We start from the raw sequence: 24,801 nt of genomic DNA on the forward strand, positions 1-24,801 counted from the left end.
ATCTTATAAGTATTTTATTGATAAAAGCAATGTTTTAAGTTCTCCAAGAATTTATTGAAACATTTTATCAATTCATTGTCAGACCTTAAATGTAGGAAACTTTTAATTGAATGGCACTTCAAAAATAGACGTCCGTAAATCATATGTTAAAGCTATTTGCTATTTTTTTAACATTGATTTTATATTAACAAAATTTAAATAATAAAATGATTAATTAATTGACAGTCAATTAGTTAACGAGTAATTATGTAATAAAGTTTTGTAGGTGTAAACCTTTTCTTAGCGAATAGTGTTACTGGTCGAGAAATATAGAATTTTGTCTTGTTTAGGGTAGTTTTTTTTTTCTTTTTTTGATGTAATACTTAACTTTGATTGAACATAATTTAAGATTGAGTTTTTTTAAAACAAGTTTGTTTCGTTAAAAATAATGTTTTACGCTCTTTATTATAAAATGTAATTTATTTATTAGAATGCTTCCTGTATCTGTTTTTTTATGAAGATATTTCGTTTGTTGAAAGTTGTTTTTTGACATAGAAATATTCTCTTTGAATCTTTATTAATTTTAATACTACATGATTTAGATTAAAGTTTTAAGACTGCTTGATAAAGCAATTATTTGGTTGTTAAAAGAATTTAGTTATTGTTCTTCACAATAAAAATCTTTTGTATGATGGATTACTTCGTAAATGTGTTTATGAAGGTTGATTTGTATCTCCGTAATTTGTAATGCCCCAGTTTGTAACTTCCTTTTTTTCTAATTTATGGTATTAAACTACACTCTATGAAATAGGACCTTTTCACATCTTCGAAAACCCACTTCTACATGCGCTTTCTTATTAATAATATGGTCTTAAAACCAAATTATTATGAAAAAATTTATATTCTATACGATAAAAAGTGTTCAAGAATACTGGCACACTTTTACCTGGCTATTCAACGCAGGTTTTTCAAAATTTAATTTCAGAGCTCCTATTAGTCAGCTGTCAAAGCCACTGCTCAATTGTTGGGGTCAATCACTTGCTTCGATTTTTATATTTGGGGTAATTCTTATGACGGGTTATACAGGTAATTCACAGAATATTCAAGGAGTAGTGCCTGTATCCACTCCAAGATTAGGTTCAGGAGTGGACGGCGATGCCTTTGCTCACGAACCTATTGGTACTATTTATGAGGGTGTAGGCGACTTGTTTGACAAGTTGCATCCTACCATTGCAGGTCATGGGCTGATTAACCCATTTACCGGTGAAGTATTTTACAAACCCACCATCCCTGCCACTGTTCCGGTCAGTTATTTCCTTCAAGATCCTTATCTAAATGATCCAACTACATTCACCTCCTCCAATAAAATAAATGATAATCCAAACACCTACACTTGGGGAGCAGGAACTTCACCTGATAAAAATGAAATCCAAAATACTGGTGTTCATTTTAGCTACGGTGATCCGGGCGTAATAGGTGGAGTAAGTATTGATGGTCAGACCTTTGTTGCCGGTACTAGTGGACCTGGAGTTGCTACGGATTTATGGGCTCTTTTTGCAGGAGACCGTCAGGTGACCAATGGGAGCAGTTACATAGATTTCGAGTTTTTACAGGCTCCGTTATCAATTACTGGCGCCACCTTAGGCGCCGTTGACCCCCTAACTGGTATTGCACAAATTACAGGGGGCAGTGGTGGATTTACAACATTAGGAACCCAAGGTGGACGTACAGTCGGTGATATATTAATCACTATTGAATTTGTTCAGGGAGGTGGTGATGCTACCGTCGTGATTCGAATATGGACGCAAATAACACCTGGTGTGTATCAATATGTAGTTCATCCCAACTCTGAATTTTTTGGCGAAATTTATTTAACGAATAATTTTTCGACTACCACAGTACCGTTTGATACCTATGGAACCTTTCCGGGTGTTTATACTCCTAATCAATATGCTGAGGGTGCTATCAACCTTACACAAGTGTTCTCAACAGCAAATAGTAATCCATGCTTTACACTAAGTACGCTGTTTATTAGAACACGGACTTCAGGAAATTCAACGCAATCTGAATTAAAGGATTTTCCGGGAGCTCCCATTCAGTTGAATTTAAATTTTATTCCAATTGCCAATGCTGGTGTTGATAAAGTGTTAACCTGTACAACAACTTCCATTGCCTTAAGCGGAAGTTCAACCACATTGGGAGCGACATTCTCTTGGGTTGCTTCTAATGGGGGTAACATCGTTTCTGGAGCAAATACAGCCACACCAATTGTTAATGCAGCAGGTACGTATACCTTAACCGTTACTAGTCCGGCCGGTGCTTTATGTACCGCTACCGATGTAACCTTGGTAACGTTAAACAATACGCCGCCAAATGGCAATGCAGGAGCTGACAAAGTGTTGAATTGTACCACTACTTCAATTGCCTTGAGCGGTTCATCCTCAACAGCAGGAGCGACTTTCTCATGGGTCGCCAGCAACGGTGGGATCATTGTGTCCGGTGCTACTACAGCCACACCAACAGTTAGTGCGGCCGGTACGTATACGTTAACTGTTACCGATCCAGCTAATGGATGTACTGCTACTGATGTAGCGTTAGTAACTCTTGATGCTGCTATACCAAATGCAAATGCAGGAGCAGACAAAGTGTTGAATTGTACCACTACTTCAATTGCCTTGAGCGGTTCATCCTCAACAGCAGGAGCGACTTTCTCTTGGGTTGCAAGCAATGGAGGAAATATTGTTTCTGGTGGTACCACAGCAACACCAACTGTAAATGCAGCTGGTACGTATACATTAACAGTGACTAATCCAGCAAATGGATGTACTGTAACTGATATAGCATTGGTAACGTTAAATAATACAACACCAATTGTAAATGCAGGAGCAGATAAAGTGTTGACTTGTACTGTTACTTCAATTGCGTTAAGTGGATCGTCTACAACGGCGGGTGCTACCTTCTCATGGGTTGCCAGCAACAGTGGAAACATCGTTTCCGGAGCAACAACAGCTACACCAACAGTAAATGCAGCCGGTACGTATACCTTAACCGTTACGGATCCAATTAATGGATGTACTGCTACCGATGTAGCATTGGTAACGTTAAACAATACTGCGCCAAATGCAAATGCGGGAGCTGATAAAGTATTGACCTGTACTGTTACTTCCATCGCCTTGAGTGGCTTGTCAACAACAGTTGGTACTACCTTTTCTTGGGTTGCCACCCTTGGCGGAAACATCGTGTCCGGAGGTACCACAGCTACACCAACAGTAAATGCAGCCGGTACATATACCTTAACAGTTACTGACCCAATCAATGGATGTACGGCTACCGATGTAGTTTTAGTAACGTTAAACAATACTGCGCCAAATGCAAATGCCGGAGCAGATAAAGTATTGACTTGTACTGTTACTTCAATCACCTTAAGTGGTTCGTCTACAACAGCAGGTGCTACGTTTTCATGGGTTGCCAGTAATGGCGGAAACATCGTTTCAGGTGGTACGACAGCCGCACCAACTGTAAATGCAGCCGGCACTTATACATTAACCGTTACTAATCCAATAAATGGATGTACTGCTACCGATGTCGCGTTGATAACTCTTGATGGTAATATTCCAAATGCAAGTGCAGGGGCCGATAAAATGTTAACTTGTACGGTTACTTCAATTGCTTTGAGTGGAATGTCTACAACAGCAGGAGCTACTTTCTCCTGGGTTGCAAGTAATGGCGGAAATATCGTTTCAGGTGGTACGACAGCCACACCAACTGTAAATGCAGCCGGTACATATACATTAACTGTTACGAATCCAACTAATGGATGTACAGCTACTGATGTAGTTTTGGTAACGTTAAACAATACTGTACCAAATGTCAGTGCAGGAGCCGATAAAGTGCTGACTTGTATCGTTACTTCTATTGCTTTGAGTGGTTCGTCTACAACAGCAGGAGCTACCTTCTCATGGATCGCCAGCAATGGTGGGAACATTGTGTCCGGTGGTACTACAGCCACACCAACAGTTAGTGCGGCGGGTACGTATACGTTAACCGTTACTAATCCAGCTAATGGATGTACTATGACAGATGTAGTCTTAGTAACGTTGAACAATACAGCACCAAATGCAAATGCAGGAGCCGATAAAGTATTGACTTGTACGGTAACTTCAATCGCCTTAAGTGGTTCCTCTACATCAACAGGTGCTACCTTCGTCTGGCTTGCCAGCAATGGCGGAAACATTGTTTCTGGAGCTACCACAGGTACGCCAACTGTAAATGCAGCTGGTACGTATACGCTAACGGTTACTGATTCAATCAATGGATGTACCGCTACCGATGTAGTGATGGTAACTCTAAATAGTAATGCGCCAAATGCAAATGCAGGAGCTGATAGAGTACTGACTTGTACTGTTACTTCAATTTCCTTGAATGCTTCGTCTACAACAGTAGGTGCTATGTTTTCTTGGGTTGCGAGCAATGGCGGAAATATCGTTTCCGGTGCTACAACAGCAACACCAACTGTAAATGCGGCGGGTACGTATACGTTAACCGTGACTAATCCGCTAAATGGATGTACCGCTACCGATGTAGTATTGGTAACAGTTGACGCTACTTCGCCAAATGCAAATGCAGGAGCCGACAAAGTATTGACTTGTACCGCAACTTCAATCGCTTTAAGTGGTTCGTCTACAACAGCAGGTGCTACCTTCTCGTGGATTGCTAGCAATGGTGGCAATATCGTTTCTGGTGCTACAACAGCAACACCAACTGTAAATGCAGCCGGTACCTATACAGTAACGGTTACTAATCCAGTTAATGGATGTACTATGACAGATGTAGTCGTAGTGACGTTGAACAACGCAACACCAAATGCAAATGCAGGATCAGATAAAGTATTGACTTGCACTGTGACTTCAATCGCCTTGAGCGGTTCGTCTACAACAGTAGGAGCTACCTTCTCTTGGGTTGCCAGTAATGGCGGAAACATCGTTTCCGGTGCAACTACTGCCTCTCCAATTGTAAATGCAGCCGGGACCTACACAGTAACGGTAACTACTCCAACGAATGGATGTACTGCTACCGATGTGACTTTGGTAACATTAAACAATACGCCTCCAAATGTAAATGCAGGGGTTGATGTTCAAATATTATGTGGAGAAACTACTGTATTATTATCTGGGTCTTCAACCAACGTAAATGCAATTTACTCTTGGGTTGCCACTAATGGCGGAATCATAGTTTCTGGAGCCAATACTGCCACACCAACCGCAAATGCAGCCGGTACGTACACATTAACAGTTACAAACCCAATAAATGGATGTACTGCGACTGATGTAGTTCTGGTTACCAATCAAATTTGTGTATTTGAAGGTTGTACATTAGGATACTGGAAAAACCATACTGATAGATGGTGTTCTAGCTACACCCCTTCAATGTTGTTTGGAAATGTGTTTGTGAACGCACCTTCTACTCTTGCTAATTTAACTTTATTGCAAGCACTGAATTTAGGTGGAGGAGGTATTTATAATTTAGCTCGTCAAGGAGTAGCCGCTCTATTGAATGCTTGTAGTGATGAGGTAGATTATCCAGCACCATATTCTGAAAGTCCACAGTCTGTAAAAGATGCGGTTAATCAGGCCTTTATGACTGGAGGAACTGCACCTGGAAAATTAGCAACTCAATTGGATATTCTTAATAATTCAGGATGTCCATTAGGAGGAACGAGTGCAACAAAAAAAGGAGATGATTTGGGTGATAAAGCTAGTTTTGATGCCTTCCCAGTTCCTTTTCAAGACCAACTGACTATTAGATATAATTTTGATTATGTATCTGATGTGAAAATCGACATACTTAATTCACAAGGAGTCTCTGTATATTCAAAAATGGATACTAGTAGTTATATGAACAAAGAAGTTACACTCAATCTTACTTCTTTTGTAGATCGATCAGAGGTGTATGTTGTAAAATTAACTACCGATAAAGGGAGTAGTGTGAAAAAAGTTATTTCTTCAAAATAGTAGTTTTTAACACTAAACTGGTTCGAAAACTAACACGGATCAGTATATTAAACTAAACCTCGAAAGTTCAACTTTCGAGGTTTTTTATTAAACACAATTATCTGATTATCAGATAATTAAGTTTAAGTACAAATTATTTTAAAGCATACTATTTTTCTTAATTAATAAGTTTTTTATCGAATATATATGCCTTTTATCTGATTTGCTTTCCGCTTTAAAATGGGGATTTAATTCATTGATTATCTTTGATATAGCAAAGTAAAATTCTTTTTTTTTACTGTTTAATACACTGTTTTACAAAATAGTTTACAGGTAAAAAAGGATTTTTCAATATCCTTTTGGTGAAGGAGTTCTTCAATTTTTATTGAAGGTGTTTTAGAATACGGGAAGTTTTATCGCTTATATCGAAAAACGTTGTATTTTCTCTTTTCTTACATTATTTATTAATTTAAAATTATGGTTTTTAAGTTTGTTTTAAAGCCCCAATTTGGTTAATAAAAGATAGTTTATTCCCCAATATAAAATATTTTTTTGATGACGGCGTACTTCATAATTTTTTGTGGAGGTATTTGTTATACCTGTTTTTTTTCTATCCCAAGTTTACTGATTTCCTATTTTTTAACAACTATGGAGTAAAATTACAATATCATGAAAAATAGTACACTTCAACAGTTTTTCGAAGCTGTATCGAGCAAAAATATAGTTTGCTTTTTATCGAAAAACAGAGTCTCATCATTACGTTTTTTAATGCTTAATGAGCGAGATTATTATCCAAAATCACAAAAAAAGAATACTCTGATCCGATGTTTTATTCCAGACAGTTTTCTGAAGCTATTGGGTGATCGAACTTTTTTTTCTTTCACAAATGTATGTATGTTTTTAATAATTAATTATTTAGGCGCAGCTACTGCATTTTCACAAGTTTTTCCAGATCCAAAGAGATGTACTTCCAAAGATTTGCAATTGGTTGAAGCAAGACTTACTGGTGGCGATCCATGTAATTCATGCACTCCGGGAAATACTGTGACCAGAACTTTGACATTATCGATTAACAATACCACAGGATCAAACAGAACCTCTTTTGCTTTTTGGGGAACTCTAGAACGATATAATGGTACTACTTTAGTTTCTGCTGACTTAATAAGCGGATGTAATAGTACTCCACTTCCTGGAAATGAAGCTGCAGTTCCACCCAATCAGATAACAGCTTTGAATTTTGGGAGTGTTACCTATTTATGTGGACAAAGATTGGTGATTACTAATTTGTACCTTGCATGGACTTCAGCAGCTGATAATGCATCATGTCCCTTGGAACCAAGTAAAATTGCTCCGAAATGCGGTACCTTACCTTTTATAGCAATTAATGCCGGCGTTAATGGGACTGTAACTGCGACCAGTGCAACTTGTACTGCAGGAGGTTCTATTACTGCAGCTCCATTTGGTGGTGTACCGCCCTACAGTGTCAAATTAGGAAATGGTACTCCAGTGTCTGTTGCTGCTGGTGGCTCAACAAATTTTAACAGTCTTACTGCCGCTGATTACACTGTTACCATAACCGATTCCACTCTTCCTACGGCCTGTAGTATTACAATACCCAAAACTGTTGGAGGACCGAATGCAATATCTGCTCCAGCTGCTACAGTAACTCAACCGACCTGTAGTATTGCTGCCGGAACTGTTACCGTAATATCGCCAACAGCTGGAGTTGCTTATACACTTAAGCAGGGAGGGGTTGTACTGTATTCAGCTAATTCTAGTGGTGTATGCAGCCCCGTAGTCTCAGGAACATATCAACTTTTTGCATCTATTGGTACCTGTAGTACGCAAGGTGACAATGTGATTGTGAATCTACAACCTGGAACACCAGATGCGCCACAATTAAAAATAACCCAGCCAACTGCATCACTTTGTGGAGCAACAACAACTGGAAGTATCGAGGTTTGTAATCCTATTATTGGATACACCTATAAAATAAATGGTGGTAATCCCGGTATTACGGCTGTGGTAAATGTGCCAGTTTTATTTAGCGATCTTGCGGCAGGTTCTAATCCAAGTATTACAGCTACGAGCCCGGCAAACTGTACTTCAACGCCGGCAAATTGTAGCAGTGCGACGGTTATTTGTACAGCTCTAGCATCAACTGCTAAAATGACAAAAGCTATTGTTCCCGAAGAAAAAGATACAACTATCGAAATGCAAAAAGCAGGTTTTGATGCCTATCCTGTTCCTTTCAAAGATATGCTTACAATCAAATATAATTTTGATTACGTTTCCGATGTGAAAATTGAGGTATTTGATGCACAGGGTATTCCAATACTGTCTAAAACAGATACTAATGGCTATTTTAATAAAGAAGTTACGCTTGATCTAAAATTGAATAGACAAAGAGACCAAGTGCTTGTTGTAAAAGTGACTACTAATCGTGGAAGTAGTGTTAAAAAAGTAATTTCTTCTAGATAATTTAAAATTATATTAATTAATAAGCATCTGTCTTCGCAGGTGCTTTTTTATGTTTTTATAAACTGATTACTTTATCCAGTTTCAAATATAATATGCAGTTTACCGTCTTTTAGGTGAACTTCAAATTTGATGATTTTCAACGAATATTTTTCTTTAAATGGGTTGTTCCGCCTATCAAAAATTGAGGATGAATAATTTATCGGACCCCGAATTTTCAGAATCAGCGTTAGCTATAATTTCAATTGTGAAATCAGCAACAGTAACAACTTCTTTTCCAGCATCAATATAAAGTTTCCCTTTGGCTTGGGCTAAAAATCTTTCCTATGCGGAATCAAATCTTGCAACGAATTACGTATTCCAAAAAAATATTGTATTGTCGGTAAATCTGCCTTGCGGTGTTTAGCCTATCATCATCACGTTATAATTTAAGTTTTTTATCCATTTTTAAAAGTACCTTATTCTTCAAAATAAACTTTGGCACAATTAATGGATACAGTTTTGTAATATAAATTATTAAAGCTATAACTAATGAAAAAAATTACCTTATTTTTAGTTTTCATCGGGATGATGACACTACAAAGTTGTGAAGTAAACGATACTGTGGATAATGATACCATTAGTGAAGTTTTTGAAATTACAACTTCATTTAATTCCAATAATAACTACAGCAAATTGGTTGCTTTTAATCCACCAATTTATTCGTCGGATGTAGTTTTAGTGTATCACTTGTATGATACGGTAAATGGTGAAGACATTTGGAAACTAATGCCTCAAACCTATTATTTCAGTGATGGGGGAGAGTTAGATTTTAATTTTGATTACACAAAAAACAATGTGAATATTTTTCTGTCAGCTAACTTTGGTCTTGATACATTACCATCAAGCTGGACGCAAGATCAAACTTTTAGAATCGCAATTATACCTGCAAATTTTGCTACTACAGTCAACAAAAACAACATTGACGCAGTAATGTCAGCACTAAAAGTTAATAAGAGTGAGATTCAGAAAATTAATTTGTAAAGAATACTTTTCATAATAAAAAAAAGGAAATCGTGAGATTTCCTTTTTTTTTATGCGTTTTGTTACGGAGTTTTTAGACGAATTCTTTACTGCTTTTTCTAAGTGATACTGCAATTCCTGCGATAAGTGCTAAAGCAATAAAAGCGAGAGAACCCCATTCCGGAATTTCAATAAAATCATGAAGCAGCATTTTTAATCCTACAAAACTCAAAATAGCAATAAGGCTGTATTCTAAATAACTAAATTTTGCCAACATATTTGCGAGGAAGAAATACATAGATCGCAATCCTAAAATGGCAAAAATATTAGAACTAAATACTAAAAAAGGATCACTTGTTATTGCTAAAATCGCCGGAACGCTGTCAATTGCAAAAACGACGTCCATAACCTCAATAACAACCAGCGCAACAAAGAGTGGCGTTGCGGCTGTAATGTGCCTTCTTTTTACAAAAAAATGCTCTTCGTCCATGTGATTGGAGATGGGCATTATTTTTTTAAGGTTTTTATAAACAAAAGATTTTTTAGGTTGAAATTGCTCCTCTTCACTGCTAAACAACATTTTCATAGCAGTATAAAGTAAAAAAGCGCCGAATATATAGGTAGTCCAAGAAAATTTATTGATTAGCATAACGCCAAAAAAGATCATTAAACCACGAAAAACGATAGCGCCTAATATTCCCCAGAATAAAACACGGTGTTGGTATTTTTGTGGAATTTTAAACGCCGAGAAGATTATGGCAATGACAAATATATTGTCTATACTTAAGGATAATTCGATTAAATAACCCGTAATAAATTTTATGGATGCGGTTGCTGGCTTCAATGCATCAGGATTAGCAATATAATTAGTGCTATAGAGCCAGTAAATTACTCCTGAAAACATAAAAGATAATGTAACCCATATTGCGGTCCACTTTCCCGCTTCTTTTGAACTTATGATATGTGGTGTTTTGTTGAAAACACCTAAATCAAGAGCTAAAAAAAGCATTACAGCTGCTAAGAAACATATCCAGACAATCATAAATAAAATATTTAAAGTTGCACAAAGATACTTGTTGGTTTTTTAACTTCCATAAATATTTAATTTAAAGTTTTTATGTAGTAAATGCTATGCTAATTTTTTGAAGAAAATTGGCGTAAAAAAATATATGCCTTTTAAAATTGTTATGTTGGTATAATTAGTTGACTTTTTTGAGAATTTGATAAATTTAAGTCATTTACCCATAAAAATGAGAGGTAAAATTTTATAAAAGTAATAATTAAATTATATTTGCATCAAAATATTAGGGGTTTAATCAATTAAAATAATTTTTTATGTCAACATTACGTTTTCAAGCTTTGAGAGAAGCTTCAAACAGAAAGCCTGTTCAATTTGAAGAAACCGATAGAAAATCAACGATTTTTGGTTCGAACGTGTTTAATGATAAAGCAATGAGGCAATATTTAACTTCGGATGCTTTTAAAGGAGTACAAGGTGCTGTTCAGCATGGAACTAAAATTGACAGGAAATTAGCTGATTATATTGCAATGGGTATGAAAGAATGGGCGCTGTCAAAAGGAGTAACCCATTATACACACTGGTTTCAACCACTTACAGGGACGACTGCTGAAAAGCATGACGCTTTTTTTGAAACTTCATACGATGGTAGCGATCCAGTAGAAAAATTTGGTGGTGCGCAATTAGTACAACAGGAACCAGATGCATCTAGTTTCCCAAATGGAGGAATTAGAAACACGTTTGAAGCAAGAGGATATACAGCTTGGGATCCAACTTCTCCAGCATTTATTTTTGGAACTACGTTGTGTATTCCAACCGTTTTTATTTCGTACACCGGAGAAGCCTTAGATAATAAAATTCCTTTATTAAGAGCATTATCTGCAATGGATGACGCTGCAACTGATGTATGTAAATATTTTGATAAAAATGTAAAAAAAGTTACTGCAACCTTGGGATGGGAGCAAGAATATTTCTTAATTGATAAATCATTGGCAGATTCTCGCCCTGATATTGTCATGACTGGTAGAACTTTGCTAGGACATACCTCTGCAAAAGGACAACAATTAGATGATCATTATTTTGGTTCGATTCCTACCCGTGCCTTAACGTACATGAGAGATTTAGAACAAGAATGTATGTTGTTAGGAATTCCAGTTAAAACACGTCACAATGAAGTAGCTCCAAATCAATTTGAGTTGGCACCTATTTTTGAAGAGACTAACTTAGCGGTTGACCACAACTGTTTATTAATGGATGTAATGCAAAAAGTGGCGGAACGTCATGATTTGAAAGTGTTATTCCATGAAAAACCGTTTAAAGGAGTTAATGGATCAGGAAAACATAATAATTGGTCACTGGCAACTGACACTGGAGTAAACTTGTTGAGTCCAAGTAAAACGCCGATGAGCAATTTACAGTTCTTGACTTTCTTTATTAATACTATAAAAGCGGTAAATGATTATGAAGCATTATTAAGAGGAGCTATTGCTTCTGCAAGTAATGACCACAGATTGGGAGCTAATGAAGCGCCACCGGCAATTATCTCTGTGTTTATCGGGGAACAATTAACTAAAGTTTTAGCTGAATTAGAAGGCGTAACGGCAGGGAAATTATCTCCAGAAGAAAAAACAGATTTAAAATTAAATGTAGTAGGTAAAATTCCAGATGTACTTTTGGATAATACAGACAGAAACAGAACTTCACCATTTGCTTTTACAGGAAATAAATTTGAGTTTAGAGCCGTAGGTTCTACAGCAAACTGTTCTAATGCAATGACAACTTTGAATGCCATTGTGGCCAAACAATTAAAAGATTTCAAAAAAGAAGTTGACAGCTTGATTGAATCTAAAGACATGAAGAAGGATGATGCTATCTTCAATGTATTGAGAGAATATATCAAAGTTTCTAAAAATATCCTTTTCGAAGGAGACGGTTACAGCGATGCTTGGGAAATCGAAGCAGGAAAAAGAGGTTTGAGCAACTTTAAAACAACTCCTGAAGCATTAAAAGCAAGAGCTTCTCAACAAGCGTTAGATTTATTTTCTGAAATGGGTATCATGAACCACATTGAAGTAGAAGCGCGTTACGAAATTGAATTGGAAGAGTACACTAAGAAAATTCAAATTGAAGGTAGAGTTTTAGGTGATATTTCTAAAAATCACGTTATCCCTACTGCTATTCGATATCAAAATACTTTAATAGAAAATGTTAAAGGATTGAAAGATATTTTTGGCGCTGAATTTGAATCAATCGCGAAAGAACAAATCATCTTAATAAGAGAAATTTCGGGTCATATCGAAGGAATTAACTCTAAAGTTGAAGCCATGACAAACGAAAGAAAGCAAGCAAACAATTTGACTGATGCGCAAGCAATGGCAGAGGCATATTGTAATAATGTTAAACCATATTTCGAAATAATCAGAAACCATTGTGATAAATTAGAGTTACTGGTAGATAACGAACTTTGGACTTTGACTAAATACAGAGAATTGTTGTTTACAAAATAAACGGAAAATCTCTAAAAGATTAGACCCGATAGGTTTCAAAACCTATCGGGTTTTTTTATACTATTTTTTTTATTTGTGCGTTATTTTAGAATAATGCTCAATCGTTTTACATGAAAATAAAACTTTTTTTGATTTTGTTTTTTCACATACTTACTTTGTCTGCCCAAGATAAACTAACATTGTTTTTTGATTTTAATCAAGATTTAATTAACGAGAAATCACAACTCGATTTTTGCACGTGGTTAGCGCAATCAAAAGATAAAGAGATTCTAAAGATTCAAGGATATTGTGATAGCATCGATTCCAATTCTTACAACAAGGAACTATCTTTTCGAAGAGCTAACAATGTTCTCGCACTTTTAGAATTTAATAAAGTTCAGCTCAGTGAAAAACTTGAATTATATGGTTTGGGAGAAGACTTTCAACAATTAAAAAATCAAGGCGATAACCGAAAAGTTGTAGTTTATTATCAAGATAAGACATCCGTCAGGAAGAAAACGGAAAATGAGAATGTAGTTTCTGAAAACAATCAAGATAAAGAAGTTGCAGTGAAGGACACAAAAAGGAATAGTTGGCTGATTGAAAAAGTAAAAAATGCTAAAGTAGGGGATTTAATAAAACTTGAAAATTTAAATTTTTATTTCAATTCAGAAAAAATAATTAAAGAATCGGAACCAATTCTTTCCGATCTTCTTCAGGTTTTAAAAATGAATCCTCAATTAAAAATTTATGTACACGGGCATATTTGTTGCAACAATGATCCAAATGACGTAAGACTTTCCTACAGAAGATCAAAGTTTGTTTTTGATTATTTAATTCGAAACGGAATCGCGACTTCACGATTGGGTCATCGAGGATTTGGCAGCACAAAACCGATATACGCGTTGCCTGAAAAGAATGAAGCAGAACGAATTGCCAACAGAAGAGTCGAGATTCTAGTGGTAAAAAAATAGTGAAAAAAAAAGTAATAACATTTTGAAAATTATCAAAGTCAGTGGTGCAGAATACAACTACTTAAAATAATGAACGGAAAACATTGACTACATATATGAAATATGTCTGGTGTAATAGCTACCCTTTTTTTGATTTAATACATCGAATTCTAGTGCGTTAAACAGTTTCTTCTGCAGTTGTCGGATCAATGACTGCAGATATCCGATTTATGGAATTTGCAGGAAACCCTCCTTGTCTCGCGTGTTCACGAATCATTTCTTCGTTTGGAGCAATATAAGTACAATAAATTTTGTCAGCGGTCACCTGGCTGTTAATCCATTGGATTTGTGGTCCCATTTTACCCAATACTCCACAAGAAGTTTGCGAAATAGCTTTCAGTTGTTCGGCGCTTAGTTTACCAGCACCCGGAATCTCTCTTTCAATTACATATTTAGGCATGATATTCTTATTTTAATTTCCTACTCGTATGGCTTTTCGGCAAGGCCCCGTTTTTTATAGTGGTCACTGGTTTCCACTTTTCTAAGGTTAATTTACGGTTTAAAAATTTGTTAAACTTTAAAAAGTAAATTATGCATCAACGTCAATTAAAATCAATATAAACTTAGGATAATATCTACTGAAGAAATGATGTTTTATGAATTGGTTTCGTTTTTAATAGTCTAATAAATAAATAGTTACAGCAAATTTAATAAAATAAACTTACACTTTAGTGATGGATTATAGATTTAACTAAACACTTGAAAACCCCATATAGGTCAAACGCATTAAAAATTGAGCCACACTTCGACTTTGCTCAGTGCTGGCTCGAAACATAGAATTTAATTTATTTTTTGATTTAAATCTGTTTCGAACAGTCTAAATTTAGGTGACATAGAAAAAAAAGCCAATGCTTTTTTTTCTATTGTGAACTCTTATCACAGTCAAAATTTATTTTTACAGGATTAAACACTATGTTGCTACGTGGTTTAAACTTCAGTTTATTTTAATTCGTTTGACCTGAACCCCATAGGCAAAACCCAAAAAAATAATTATCTTTGCCGCACAACTACTTGCGACAACGCAGGCTTCACAATTAAACTACATGAGTTCAGATACTTCAAAAAGATATGCGCTTCGCGGTGTTTCGGCATCTAAAGAAGATGTTCATAATGCCATAAAAAACATTGATAAAGGATTATTTCCACAAGCTTTCTGCAAAATTGTCCCTGATTATTTAACTCAAGACGAAGAGTATTGTCTTATCATGCATGCTGATGGAGCAGGAACTAAATCCTCGTTGGCGTACATGTATTGGAAAGAAACGGGCGATATTTCCGTGTGGAAAGGCATTGCTCAAGATGCTTTAATCATGAATATTGATGATTTATTATGCGTGGGAGCAACCGATAATATTTTGCTGTCGTCCACTATTGGAAGAAATAAAAATTTGATTACCGCCGAAGTAATTTCGGCAATTATTAACGGAACCGAAGAACTAATCAAAGAACTGGATTCTTTTGGTGTGACCATTCATTCTACAGGTGGAGAAACGGCAGATGTGGGTGATATTGTTCGAACAATAATTGTAGATTCAACCGTTACAGCTCGTATGAAACGCGCTAAGGTGATTAATAACGCTAATATACAAGCTGGAGACGTTATTGTAGGGTTGGCCTCTTTCGGTCAGGCTACTTACGAGAAAAGCTATAATGGCGGAATGGGAAGCAACGGATTAACATCGGCGCGTCATGATGTTTTCGGGAAGTATTTGGCATCCAAATATCCGGAAAGTTACGATGCTGCTGTCCCTGAGGAATTAATCTATTCCGGACAAGTAAAATTGACCGATGCCGTTGAAAATTCACCAATCGACGCCGGACAATTAGTGCTTTCGCCAACGAGAACCTATGCGCCAATTATCAAGAAAATCTTAGACCAATATTCGTCCAATGAAATTCACGGAATGGTGCATTGCAGTGGAGGAGCGCAAACTAAAATTTTACATTTTGTAGAAAATCTACACATTATAAAAGACAATTTATTTCCGGTTCCGCCATTGTTTCAGTTAATTCAAGAACAATCTAAAACGGATTGGAAAGAAATGTATCAAGTTTTCAATTGCGGTCACCGTATGGAAATTTATGTTCCGGAAACAGTTGCACAAGACATTATTGCGATTTCAAAATCATTTAATGTTGATGCACAAATTGTAGGTAGGGTAGAAGCTGCTACTACTAAAAAACTCACAATTACCAGCGAATACGGAACTTTCGAATATTAAAAAGCTTCAATTAAAGTTAATTTTTCAATCTTTCAATTCTCTAATCTTAATTTTTTATCTATGTACGAATTGGTTTTTTGGAAATATCTCGAGGGAATTTATCTCAACCATCACGAAGTTTATGAAGCTATTTCAGAAGAACAAGCTGAAATTGAAGGTCTTGAAGAACTTCCGGTACAAGTCATCTTGAACAGAATTGCTTCTGTATTCTCAAAATGGGAAAAAGTAGACGATAAAAGTTGGAAAAACAACGATGGCATAGGCGCTTTTCACATCAGAACGACTCCCCAAAGTATAAAATTGGATTGTTATGGCACTGAAGGAAAGACAATGGATTCTTTAGTGAATATAATGGTTGAATTCAACTGTCCGCTGTATGATCCGCAAGTTCCGGAGCGTTACGACGAAATGAGTGAGTGATTTTTTTAGGAGCAATTCCAGCGCTCCGTTACAATCCTCCCTTAAAAAAATATTTTTCTAAATCCTGAAAGGAGCTTCCGTTGGTCGCTCTTTCAGGACAAGAAAAATTATTTTTTTTGCAGTCGGGATTTTCACTTCGATCCGGGCTATGACAACCAGTGCTGTATAATCTTACTGTACAATGAATGTTTATTTTATCGCCGGTTTATTTAAAAGAATAGGCTCGCCAAAACCAACTTGCTCCAGCTTTTTCAATTGCGTTTCAGCATCACCCACCACTAAATAAATCATTTTATCAGCATTCAAATACTGTTTTGAAAGTTTTTTTATGGCGTCAGTAGTACTGTTTTTTACAATGCTTTCTTGTTTTTTTGCGTAGTCATCAGAATAGTTGTAATTGCTAATATCATACAGCATTTCCAGTTTAGCCGAAAGTGTTTCAAAAGCTCTGGCATTACTTTTTATTAAGTATCCTTTCGTAATTTCAAGATCATCCTCGCTGAAGTTTTTTCCATACTGCGCTACAATTTCTTTTATTAAATTAACGGATTCTAGCGTTACATTAGAACGCACCCCACTGGCAATAGTAAACGGGCCTTTGTTAACAGAACCATTAAACGAAGAGTTGATGCCATACGTATATCCTTTTCCTTCACGTAATTCTTGCGTTAATTGGGAGGCAAAACTACCACCACCTAAACGGTAATTCATAATTTTAACAGGATAAAAATCAGCATCAGTGGCAGCAAGTGCGGGATAACCAATTCGGATTACAGATTGTTTTGCACCAGGAACATCATAAAAATAAATTTTTGACGCCGTTACCGTATTTGTAGCGGTTATTTTAGGAATTGTAACTTTTTTAGCCTCCCAGTTTTTATTTAAAGTCGCTAGTGAATTAGTCACATCGGTTTTCGAAATAGCACCAACAATTTGAAAATCAGCAACAGATGGAGCCGTGTTTTTAGTGTAATAATTTTTTAAATCATCAATAGTAATGCTGTTTATAGTGTTTTCGGTACCAATGCGGTTGTTGGATAAAATAGATTCCGTTCCATAAATTAATTTTTTGAACTCATTTCTGGCGATACTATTTGGATCGGCATTCTGTTGTGTAATTTGACTTAAGGTACTTTGTTTGATCAAATCAAATTCCTTGGTATCCCAACGAGGTTGCAATAGTATTTCTTCAACTAATGCCATAGTTGCTTTATAATTCTTAGCCAGTGTATTTCCTGTAATATAAATGGATTCGTCAGTTGCATAGGCTCTTATGGTTGCGCCAAGACTTTCGATAGCATTTTCCAACTGCTCTGGAGTTTTGTTTTTTGTGCCTTTCGTCATCAGTTCTGCCAGCATGTTCGAAACTCCAATTTTATTTTTTTCTTCAAGTAACATTCCGCCTTTAATTTGCAATTGAAATTGAACAAGAGGTACTTCGTGGTTTTCAATGCCAAAAACGTTTAAACCGGATGACAACTTACTTTTCCACACCGATGGTAATTTTACATCAGGGCTTTCTCCATAAGCAGGTTCCACACTTCGATCAAATTTAGAAGGTGTTTTTTTATAGGTTGCAGCTATGCTGGCATCGAATGAGTCCTCTTTACCATCAATAATTTTTTCCTCCACAACGGTTGCTAAAATGGAGCCTTCCAGCATTAAATTAGCTTCTCCTTTTGGAACAAAACTAGTGGCCACAAAATGCTTTCCTTTGATGTATTTGTGATACACACGCATTACATCTTCGGTAGTAACCGCCAGAATATTTTTTACATCTTGATTGATATAATCCGGAGTTCCTGCAAAAATCTCATATTGTGCCAGTTGAAATCCTTTCCCTAATACACTAGATAGATTTGTGTAAAAAGCAGTTTCTTGTCCCGCTTTAATCCGATTTAAATCCTGTTGCGAAATCCCTTCAGCTTCAAATTTTTTAAAAGCCTCGTTCACGCCATTCAGTACATCATTTAAATTTGTTTTTTCAAACGCCGTAACGCTCAACATATACTGACCTGCTATTTCTGAATTGTATTGGAAAAGGTCAGTGGCATCCGTTAATTTTTTGTCCTCCACAAGGGTTTTGTACAAAGGTGCTTTTTTACCTTTTGAGAGATAACTAGCCAAAACTTCCAAAGCATAACTATCAGGATGGTATTCGTAAACCGAAGGCCACGTCAGTGTGAGTTGCGGTAACTTGGCAAAATTATCTTCATAATATAGTTTTTTAGTGGCTGCTAATGTCACCGACTGTTTTTCCATTTTAGGAATTTCTTCGCCACGTTTAATTTCTCCAAAGTATTTTTCGACCCAATCTTTAGTTTGTTTAACATCAAAATCTCCGGCAATAGTTAGCGTAACATTGTTTGGCACATACCACCGATTGTAAAAACTTTTTACATCTTCAAGCGTAGCATTTTGTAAATCTTCCAAGGAACCAATGACATCCCAGCTGTACGGATGTGTTACCGGGTATAAATTTTTAGAGATTACAGAAAAATTGTGTCCATAAGGTCGGTTGTCATAACTCTGTCTTTTTTCATTTTTAACCACCTGCTTTTCTTTGGCCAAGACGGGTTCAGTTACGGTGTTGATGAAATAACCTAATTTATCGGCTTCGGCCCAAATCATTTTTTCTAATGCATCTTTAGGAACCGTCTGAAAATAATTAGTACGATCTCTGCTGGTAGAACCATTGGCACCAGCCCCACCAATGCGAGCACTCATTTTATCAAGACCTCCTTTACCCAAGTTTTCAGATTCCAAGAAAAGTAAATGTTCAAATAAATGGGCAAATCCGGTACGACCCGCTTTTTCTCTAGCAGATCCCACATGGCTTGTCAAAGCAACAGCAACTACGGGATCAGATCGATCAATATGCAAGATTACATGCAGTCCGTTTTCTAGGGTGAACTGTTCAAATGCTACTTTAAACTCTTTTGATTTATCTGTTTTACTTTGACTCTGAGAATAGGAACTGAATGCCGTAAAAAGAATGAAAGGAAGGATTAAAAACTGGATTGATTTCATTGTTTTATTTTTAAAAATTGGAGTTTGGAGTTATTTATTTAGTTCAGCTAATTTTTTGCTACCGGTAACGAAAATAAGAAAATAAAAATAATTAACCTCTAAATTGTAAGAAGTTAAATTTTAATATTTGTATTAAATTTACGACTTCATTTGATGTCGTTCGGCGCCGTACATTTCGATTTCATTATTTGAATAAAAAAAACAGAATGGTATAAGTTATTCTCATAAATAAAACATCCGTAAGGATTAAGATTTTTACGCACTAATGAACATAAATATGAACATAGCTTTATCCCAAAATACCATTTTAGAAGACGAAATGGTTTTATTGCGCCCATTACAGGAATCTGATGTTGAAAATCTATTGGAAATTTCCATAAATGAACCTGACACTTGGAAGTATTCCCTTGTTCAGGCAAATGGAAAAGAAAATTTAGAAAAATACATTCAGATTGCCATAAAAGGGAGAGAAAAAGGAATGGAATTTCCCTTTATAATTTTCGATAAAAAATCAGGGAAATATGCGGGGAGCACCCGTTTTTACGATATAAATTTAGAATTCAAAACACTTCAACTGGGCTACACCTGGTACGGTGGTGCGTTTCGGGGAACAGGGTTAAACAAGCATTGTAAATTTTTACTATTGCAATTGGCATTCGAAACTTTAGGGATCGAGCGCGTAGAGTTTCGCGCTGACAATACTAACGAACGAAGCATTGCTGCCATGAAAAGTATCGGTTGTAAAGTAGAAGGTGTATTGCGCAGCCATATGCCGACGCTGGAAAGTGACGTTCGACGGGATAGTATTATATTAAGTATTTTAAGGAATGAATGGTTTATGGACGTTAAAGAGAATTTAAAAAGAAGATTATAGTACCTAAGCACTGCTGCCTTGACGCACCTTCAGTCTTAAATCATGGTATCCGTATTGCCTTTTCGAAATCCTATTAATTGTCTGTATTTAGATTCGGATTCTTTTAAATCTGCCTCCATCTGTTTGTATTTGCTAATGTCTTTTATCGTTACAACAGCTGCGACCACATTGTTATTTTGATCTACTAATGGCCTACCGCTAATAAGTACCCTTTTCTTTTCTTGTGCTTTTGGGTTCCATAGAATTATTTCAACGTCAGTAGTTATTTCTCCACGTAGCGCACGATCCATGGGCAAGTTTTGCGACGGGAAAATGGTTTTTTCATCAGGGAAATAAAGCTGGAAATAATTGCTTAGATCGGGTGATATTTTATCGTCTTCTTGGATTCCAAAAATCTCATTGGCCATGTTATTGGCCATAATTATTTTTTTATTGGCATTTGCCACAATAATTCCTTCACTGATATTTTCGACTATCAATTGTAATTTTTCTTCGTTTTCATATAGATTGTCGATGGCTTTTTGCTGTTCATTTTCGAGCTCCACAAGTTCCGTAACATTGCGGCCAACAGAATAAAAAACTTTGTTTTGAAGATCCATGTTACTGTTCCAATCGATCCATTTGTAAGAGCCGTCTTTGCAAAGAAATCGTGTTCTGAAATTAATAACCGAATCTCCTTTTAAATGTTTTTGCAATACTTCTTCAGCTGTTTTCCTATCATCAGCGTGAATTAAATCCATGAATTTAATTCGATCCATGTCATCTTGATTATACCCAAGGGTTTTCGTAAAAGCTTTATTAATTTTGATAAAATGATTGTTTTTGGCAACGGTTAAAATATCGAATGCCATGTCAAAAAACATATTTGCAATCTTTAAGGATTCTTCATTTTTAATGAGCTCCGAAACATCTCTCGCAACGGCATAAATTATTCCCGTTTGAATATCGATTGTGCTTGTCCAATCAAAACATTTATAAGAGCCGTCTTTTAATCGTTGTCGTGCTTTATGACTTAAAACGGAGTCGCTATCGTGTAGCTTTTTAATTCCGCCCATAAAAACAGCAGCATCGTCAGGATGAATGAAATCTAAAACTGGTTTGTTGATTATTTCTATTTGGTCGTATCCAAGTATTTTTGTGAAAGCAGGATTTACTTTTACAAATTTTTCGTTTTTTATTACAACAAACATATCAAAGGACATGTAGAAAAAGGTATTAGCGACATTTAGTGCAGTTTCAGTCTCTTTCTGAGCGGTGCTATCACTGGCAACAGCATACAATAATCCAGTCGAGACATCAGGAAATACCGACCAAATGAGCCATTTTATCGAGCCATCTTTACAAATATATCTATTTTCGAATTTTATAGTTGGAATTCCGGATTGAAGTTTAGAAACTTCTTTTCGAGTGATTTCAATATCATCTGGATATGTAAATTCCAGAAAGCTTTCATTCAGTAATTCTTCCTCAGAATATCCTAAAATTTTACTGACTGCCGGATTCACTTTTATAAATTTATCCTTAGAGGAAATAATCATCATATCAACTGACATGGTAAAGAATTTATCGGCTGCTTTGAACGATTCTTCCAGTTTTTTTCGTTCGGAGATATCTGTGAAAATGCCTCCAATAGCATAAATTCTTTTTGTGGCGTCATAAATAGGAAACTTCACGGCAATATAGGTGTGCATGCCGTCGTACTGTTGAATTGTTTCTTCGGTTTTTAATTCTTTTAATGCTTTTACAACCTCAATATCGGAGTTTCGGTAGACATCCGCTATTATTGGAGGTAAAAAATCATGGTCGGTTTTTCCTATTATTTCTTCATTTGAGATTTTATACAATGATTCAAACTGTTTGTTAATTAACACATATTCACCATTTATTTTTTTAATAAATATTGGGCTTAATGTGTTGTCAATAATTGATTGCAGCAACTGTTTATTATCTAAAAGTAAGTCTCGGGAAACATTTTTAGCCCTAAGTTGGGACCGAATAATAAAGTAAACTACAGTTAGTAAAATGACGGAAAGGACGAGTAATAAAATTTCTATCCAATCCAAAGAAGTATCTAACGCTAAGTTTCTCCTTTTGTCAATTCTTAAAATAAAAATCCACGCAATAGCAAAAACAACGAATAGATTGATGATAAAGCCAATGAGTATTTTTTTTTCAAAAGAAATTTTCATAGTAGTAGGGTATAAAAATTAAGCAGTAGTCGCTCATTATCGAGAATTAGCAATTCAATGTTATGTATATGAAAGTTAGTTAATTATATTTAATTAACAAGTAATATTTTCATATTTGTTACTAAGTATGGAGTACGTGTATTTTGGGATTCGAGGAAATAAGTACTGCTGAACACCGTAATACCTAAAAACTTTTTTTTAATTTCAGCATAATTCTAGCCTATAATTCTTGACAATCATTTAATTAGTAAAACCAGTATTGTCGGTTTGCTTTACGTACCAGATTTTAGAAGTGTAATTTCCTATTTTCGATTCACCATTAATTACCTTATTTGCATTCAAAGTAATCCTTTAAAATAAATGATGTGCTACTTTTACTTTGGCCAAGTGCAATAAAACAATTCTGTCTACATTGCTCATTCGAATCATGTTTTTCCGGTTTGACGGAAAAGGTTCATCATTTAACTATTTCACTTAATCGCATTTTTATCTAAAATTCCCGGGATAAGAAACAGTTCATGCGTTTGCCCTTCGCGGTCATTCTTTCCATTAATTTTGCATCTTAAAAAATATATAGGGAGAGACGAGAATGCAAATCGGAACCAGAATCCAAAGATTTCCTTTCATAATATTATAATCATCTAATAAAGTACTCCATGAATTCCCTCTGTAAAGACCAAAACCAAATTCAAATCCAAGGGTTAATACAACCCAAAATAGACCTATAATCAATGATTGGATCGGAGATTGAGGAGGATATTTTTTAATGACAAAAAATATATAAATACCTAATAGAATAATTAAAGACACTGTCGAAATCTGGCGGGCAGATAATTCACCAGTATACTTTTTATACCATTCTCTTATTGTACCATTAATGATTGCAATAAAAATCATAGGAAACCAAAGTAAAAAATATTTAAACATATTGTGATCTGCTTTAAGTTATCGAAATTCACAATCTTAGTGTATTATCGTACATGTTGCTTTGCTACAAGTGGGGTGAAACCTAGGCCATGTTAGCAGGGGTTAACTATTGATATGAATGTTAATTCGATCAATTACATTAGCTAGCGGAGTTGCAATTGCATTTATAAATTGGAAATTCCCATTGCTATTATTATTAATCGTCAATTGTATTGGACATGCTTCACTTTGAACAGCATTGACTTTAAAAGTACTCGATTGCTCCTCCCATTTTATGTACGGCGCACCGGATGATCCAAATCGAAAATAACCTTTAATTAAATATCTCAAACCCTGAAAAATATAGTTTCCACTAATCCGTTCTGGCTGTACGCTGAATTGATCAATTAATCCTTCAATATTGGCTTCGTTAAGCATTCTTCCGGGGTTAGCATCTGAGGGCGCACTTTGCAAACAAAAAAAGTCTTTATCAGACGAGTCATAAACTTCAGTATCCATTTCAAAAGCAGGCAAGTTGTCAACTATGTCTTGTGGCGTATTTATAATTCTATATAGCGCAATATCGTCCGAAAGATATGCTTCGACCAACTCTGTTTCAATTAAATACGTTTGGCGTTGCGATAACGGATCGGTTAGAATTAAAGTGGGATCAAATTGTGCGTGCACAACCTGATTATTAAAATACTGCATAGCACGCTGTTGAACAACCAGATAAGGCTTACATACATTATTTAAATATAGTGTTGCTACTCTAGTGTCATAATTTATTTTTTGAAGAATAGTTACTAATTGGGGAAGTTCAACATCTGAAATATTCAAATATCTTTTGTTTGTTGCTCCGTCGAAAAGATACCATTGATTAAACTGTTGCACTTCTAAAGCATTCAAATGTGCTAAAATGGTAGACTGGAATTGAATTTCTTCCATTGAGCGGAAAAAAGTCATTTCTGCTTGTAAAGGATGAGCAACACTTAATAAGTAACCTTTACCAATGTGAAAAGCACAAATATTGTTTTCATATTGTCTTCTTAACGGTTCATTATCATTATATACTGACATAATCCTAAAAAGAGGGGATGTTAAATCATTTATTAATGCAAGTTTTTGTGTTTTCATACGATTTTGGGAGAATTACCGCTAACTTGTTACACCCGCTCTAAAACAGCTGTTTAC

14 protein-coding genes are annotated in these 24,801 nt (G+C 35.6%); 8 read left to right on the top strand and 6 right to left on the bottom strand.

Annotated features, from left to right (window positions below):
* Positions 1-866: 866 nt before the first annotated feature.
* From ACNQGJ_RS11705 to ACNQGJ_RS11715, 3 genes are all read left to right on the top strand, one after another.
* Entirely contained in the window at positions 867-5,990 is a 5,124-nt protein-coding gene (locus ACNQGJ_RS11705; protein ID WP_417972950.1) for a T9SS type A sorting domain-containing protein, read from the top strand.
* A gap of 873 nt (positions 5,991-6,863) precedes the next feature.
* A complete protein-coding gene (locus ACNQGJ_RS11710) occupies positions 6,864-8,450 on the top strand; it encodes a hypothetical protein (protein WP_417972952.1) in 1,587 nt (528 codons plus the stop codon).
* A gap of 528 nt (positions 8,451-8,978) precedes the next feature.
* The gene (locus ACNQGJ_RS11715) at positions 8,979-9,470 is read left to right on the top strand and encodes a hypothetical protein (RefSeq protein WP_417972954.1); all 492 of its coding nucleotides are present in this window, start codon (positions 8,979-8,981) and stop codon (positions 9,468-9,470) included.
* A 73-nt stretch (positions 9,471-9,543) separates the two neighbouring features.
* On the opposite strand, the gene ACNQGJ_RS11720 is transcribed toward ACNQGJ_RS11715, so the two are convergent.
* Positions 9,544-10,491, bottom strand: a complete 948-nt coding sequence (locus tag ACNQGJ_RS11720; RefSeq protein WP_417972956.1) for a TerC family protein — start codon at positions 10,489-10,491, stop codon at positions 9,544-9,546.
* A gap of 293 nt (positions 10,492-10,784) precedes the next feature.
* Between ACNQGJ_RS11720 and ACNQGJ_RS11725 the strand changes: the two genes are divergently transcribed.
* Complete coding sequence (locus tag ACNQGJ_RS11725; protein ID WP_417972958.1) at positions 10,785-12,974, top strand: glutamine synthetase III family protein; 2,190 nt, start codon at positions 10,785-10,787, stop codon at positions 12,972-12,974.
* Between the two features lie 110 nt (positions 12,975-13,084).
* Positions 13,085-13,927, top strand: a complete 843-nt coding sequence (locus ACNQGJ_RS11730; RefSeq protein WP_417972960.1) for an OmpA family protein — start codon at positions 13,085-13,087, stop codon at positions 13,925-13,927.
* Positions 13,928-14,084: 157 nt separating this feature from the next.
* On the opposite strand, the gene ACNQGJ_RS11735 is transcribed toward ACNQGJ_RS11730, so the two are convergent.
* Positions 14,085-14,366, bottom strand: a complete 282-nt coding sequence (locus tag ACNQGJ_RS11735; RefSeq protein ID WP_417972962.1) for a DUF4242 domain-containing protein — start codon at positions 14,364-14,366, stop codon at positions 14,085-14,087.
* 643 nt (positions 14,367-15,009) lie between these two features.
* Between ACNQGJ_RS11735 and ACNQGJ_RS11740 the strand changes: the two genes are divergently transcribed.
* Positions 15,010-16,188 (top strand): AIR synthase related protein, encoded by a 1,179-nt coding sequence (locus ACNQGJ_RS11740; protein ID WP_417972964.1) that lies wholly within the window; start codon positions 15,010-15,012, stop codon positions 16,186-16,188.
* Between the two features lie 60 nt (positions 16,189-16,248).
* Positions 16,249-16,608 carry a hypothetical protein gene (locus tag ACNQGJ_RS11745; RefSeq protein ID WP_417972966.1) on the top strand — a complete coding sequence of 120 codons (360 nt, stop codon included), beginning with the start codon at positions 16,249-16,251 and terminating at the stop codon, positions 16,606-16,608.
* Positions 16,609-16,797: 189 nt separating this feature from the next.
* Here the strand turns inward: ACNQGJ_RS11745 and ACNQGJ_RS11750 are convergent, their stop codons facing one another.
* Positions 16,798-19,638 (bottom strand): M16 family metallopeptidase, encoded by a 2,841-nt coding sequence (locus ACNQGJ_RS11750; protein ID WP_417972968.1) that lies wholly within the window; start codon positions 19,636-19,638, stop codon positions 16,798-16,800.
* Positions 19,639-19,915: 277 nt separating this feature from the next.
* On the opposite strand from ACNQGJ_RS11750, the gene ACNQGJ_RS11755 reads away from it, so the two are divergent.
* Entirely contained in the window at positions 19,916-20,512 is a 597-nt protein-coding gene (locus ACNQGJ_RS11755; protein ID WP_417972970.1) for a GNAT family N-acetyltransferase, read from the top strand.
* Between the two features lie 35 nt (positions 20,513-20,547).
* Here the strand turns inward: ACNQGJ_RS11755 and ACNQGJ_RS11760 are convergent, their stop codons facing one another.
* The 3 genes from ACNQGJ_RS11760 to ACNQGJ_RS11770 form a co-directional block, all read right to left on the bottom strand.
* Entirely contained in the window at positions 20,548-22,701 is a 2,154-nt protein-coding gene (locus ACNQGJ_RS11760; protein WP_417972972.1) for a PAS domain-containing protein, read from the bottom strand.
* Between the two features lie 549 nt (positions 22,702-23,250).
* Positions 23,251-23,598 (bottom strand): hypothetical protein, encoded by a 348-nt coding sequence (locus ACNQGJ_RS11765; protein ID WP_417972974.1) that lies wholly within the window; start codon positions 23,596-23,598, stop codon positions 23,251-23,253.
* Positions 23,599-23,730: 132 nt separating this feature from the next.
* The gene (locus ACNQGJ_RS11770) at positions 23,731-24,744 is read right to left on the bottom strand and encodes a hypothetical protein (protein WP_417972975.1); all 1,014 of its coding nucleotides are present in this window, start codon (positions 24,742-24,744) and stop codon (positions 23,731-23,733) included.
* Positions 24,745-24,801: the final 57 nt, after the last annotated feature.

Source organism: Flavobacterium cryophilum, assembly GCF_048286555.1.
Taxonomy (GTDB): domain Bacteria; phylum Bacteroidota; class Bacteroidia; order Flavobacteriales; family Flavobacteriaceae; genus Flavobacterium.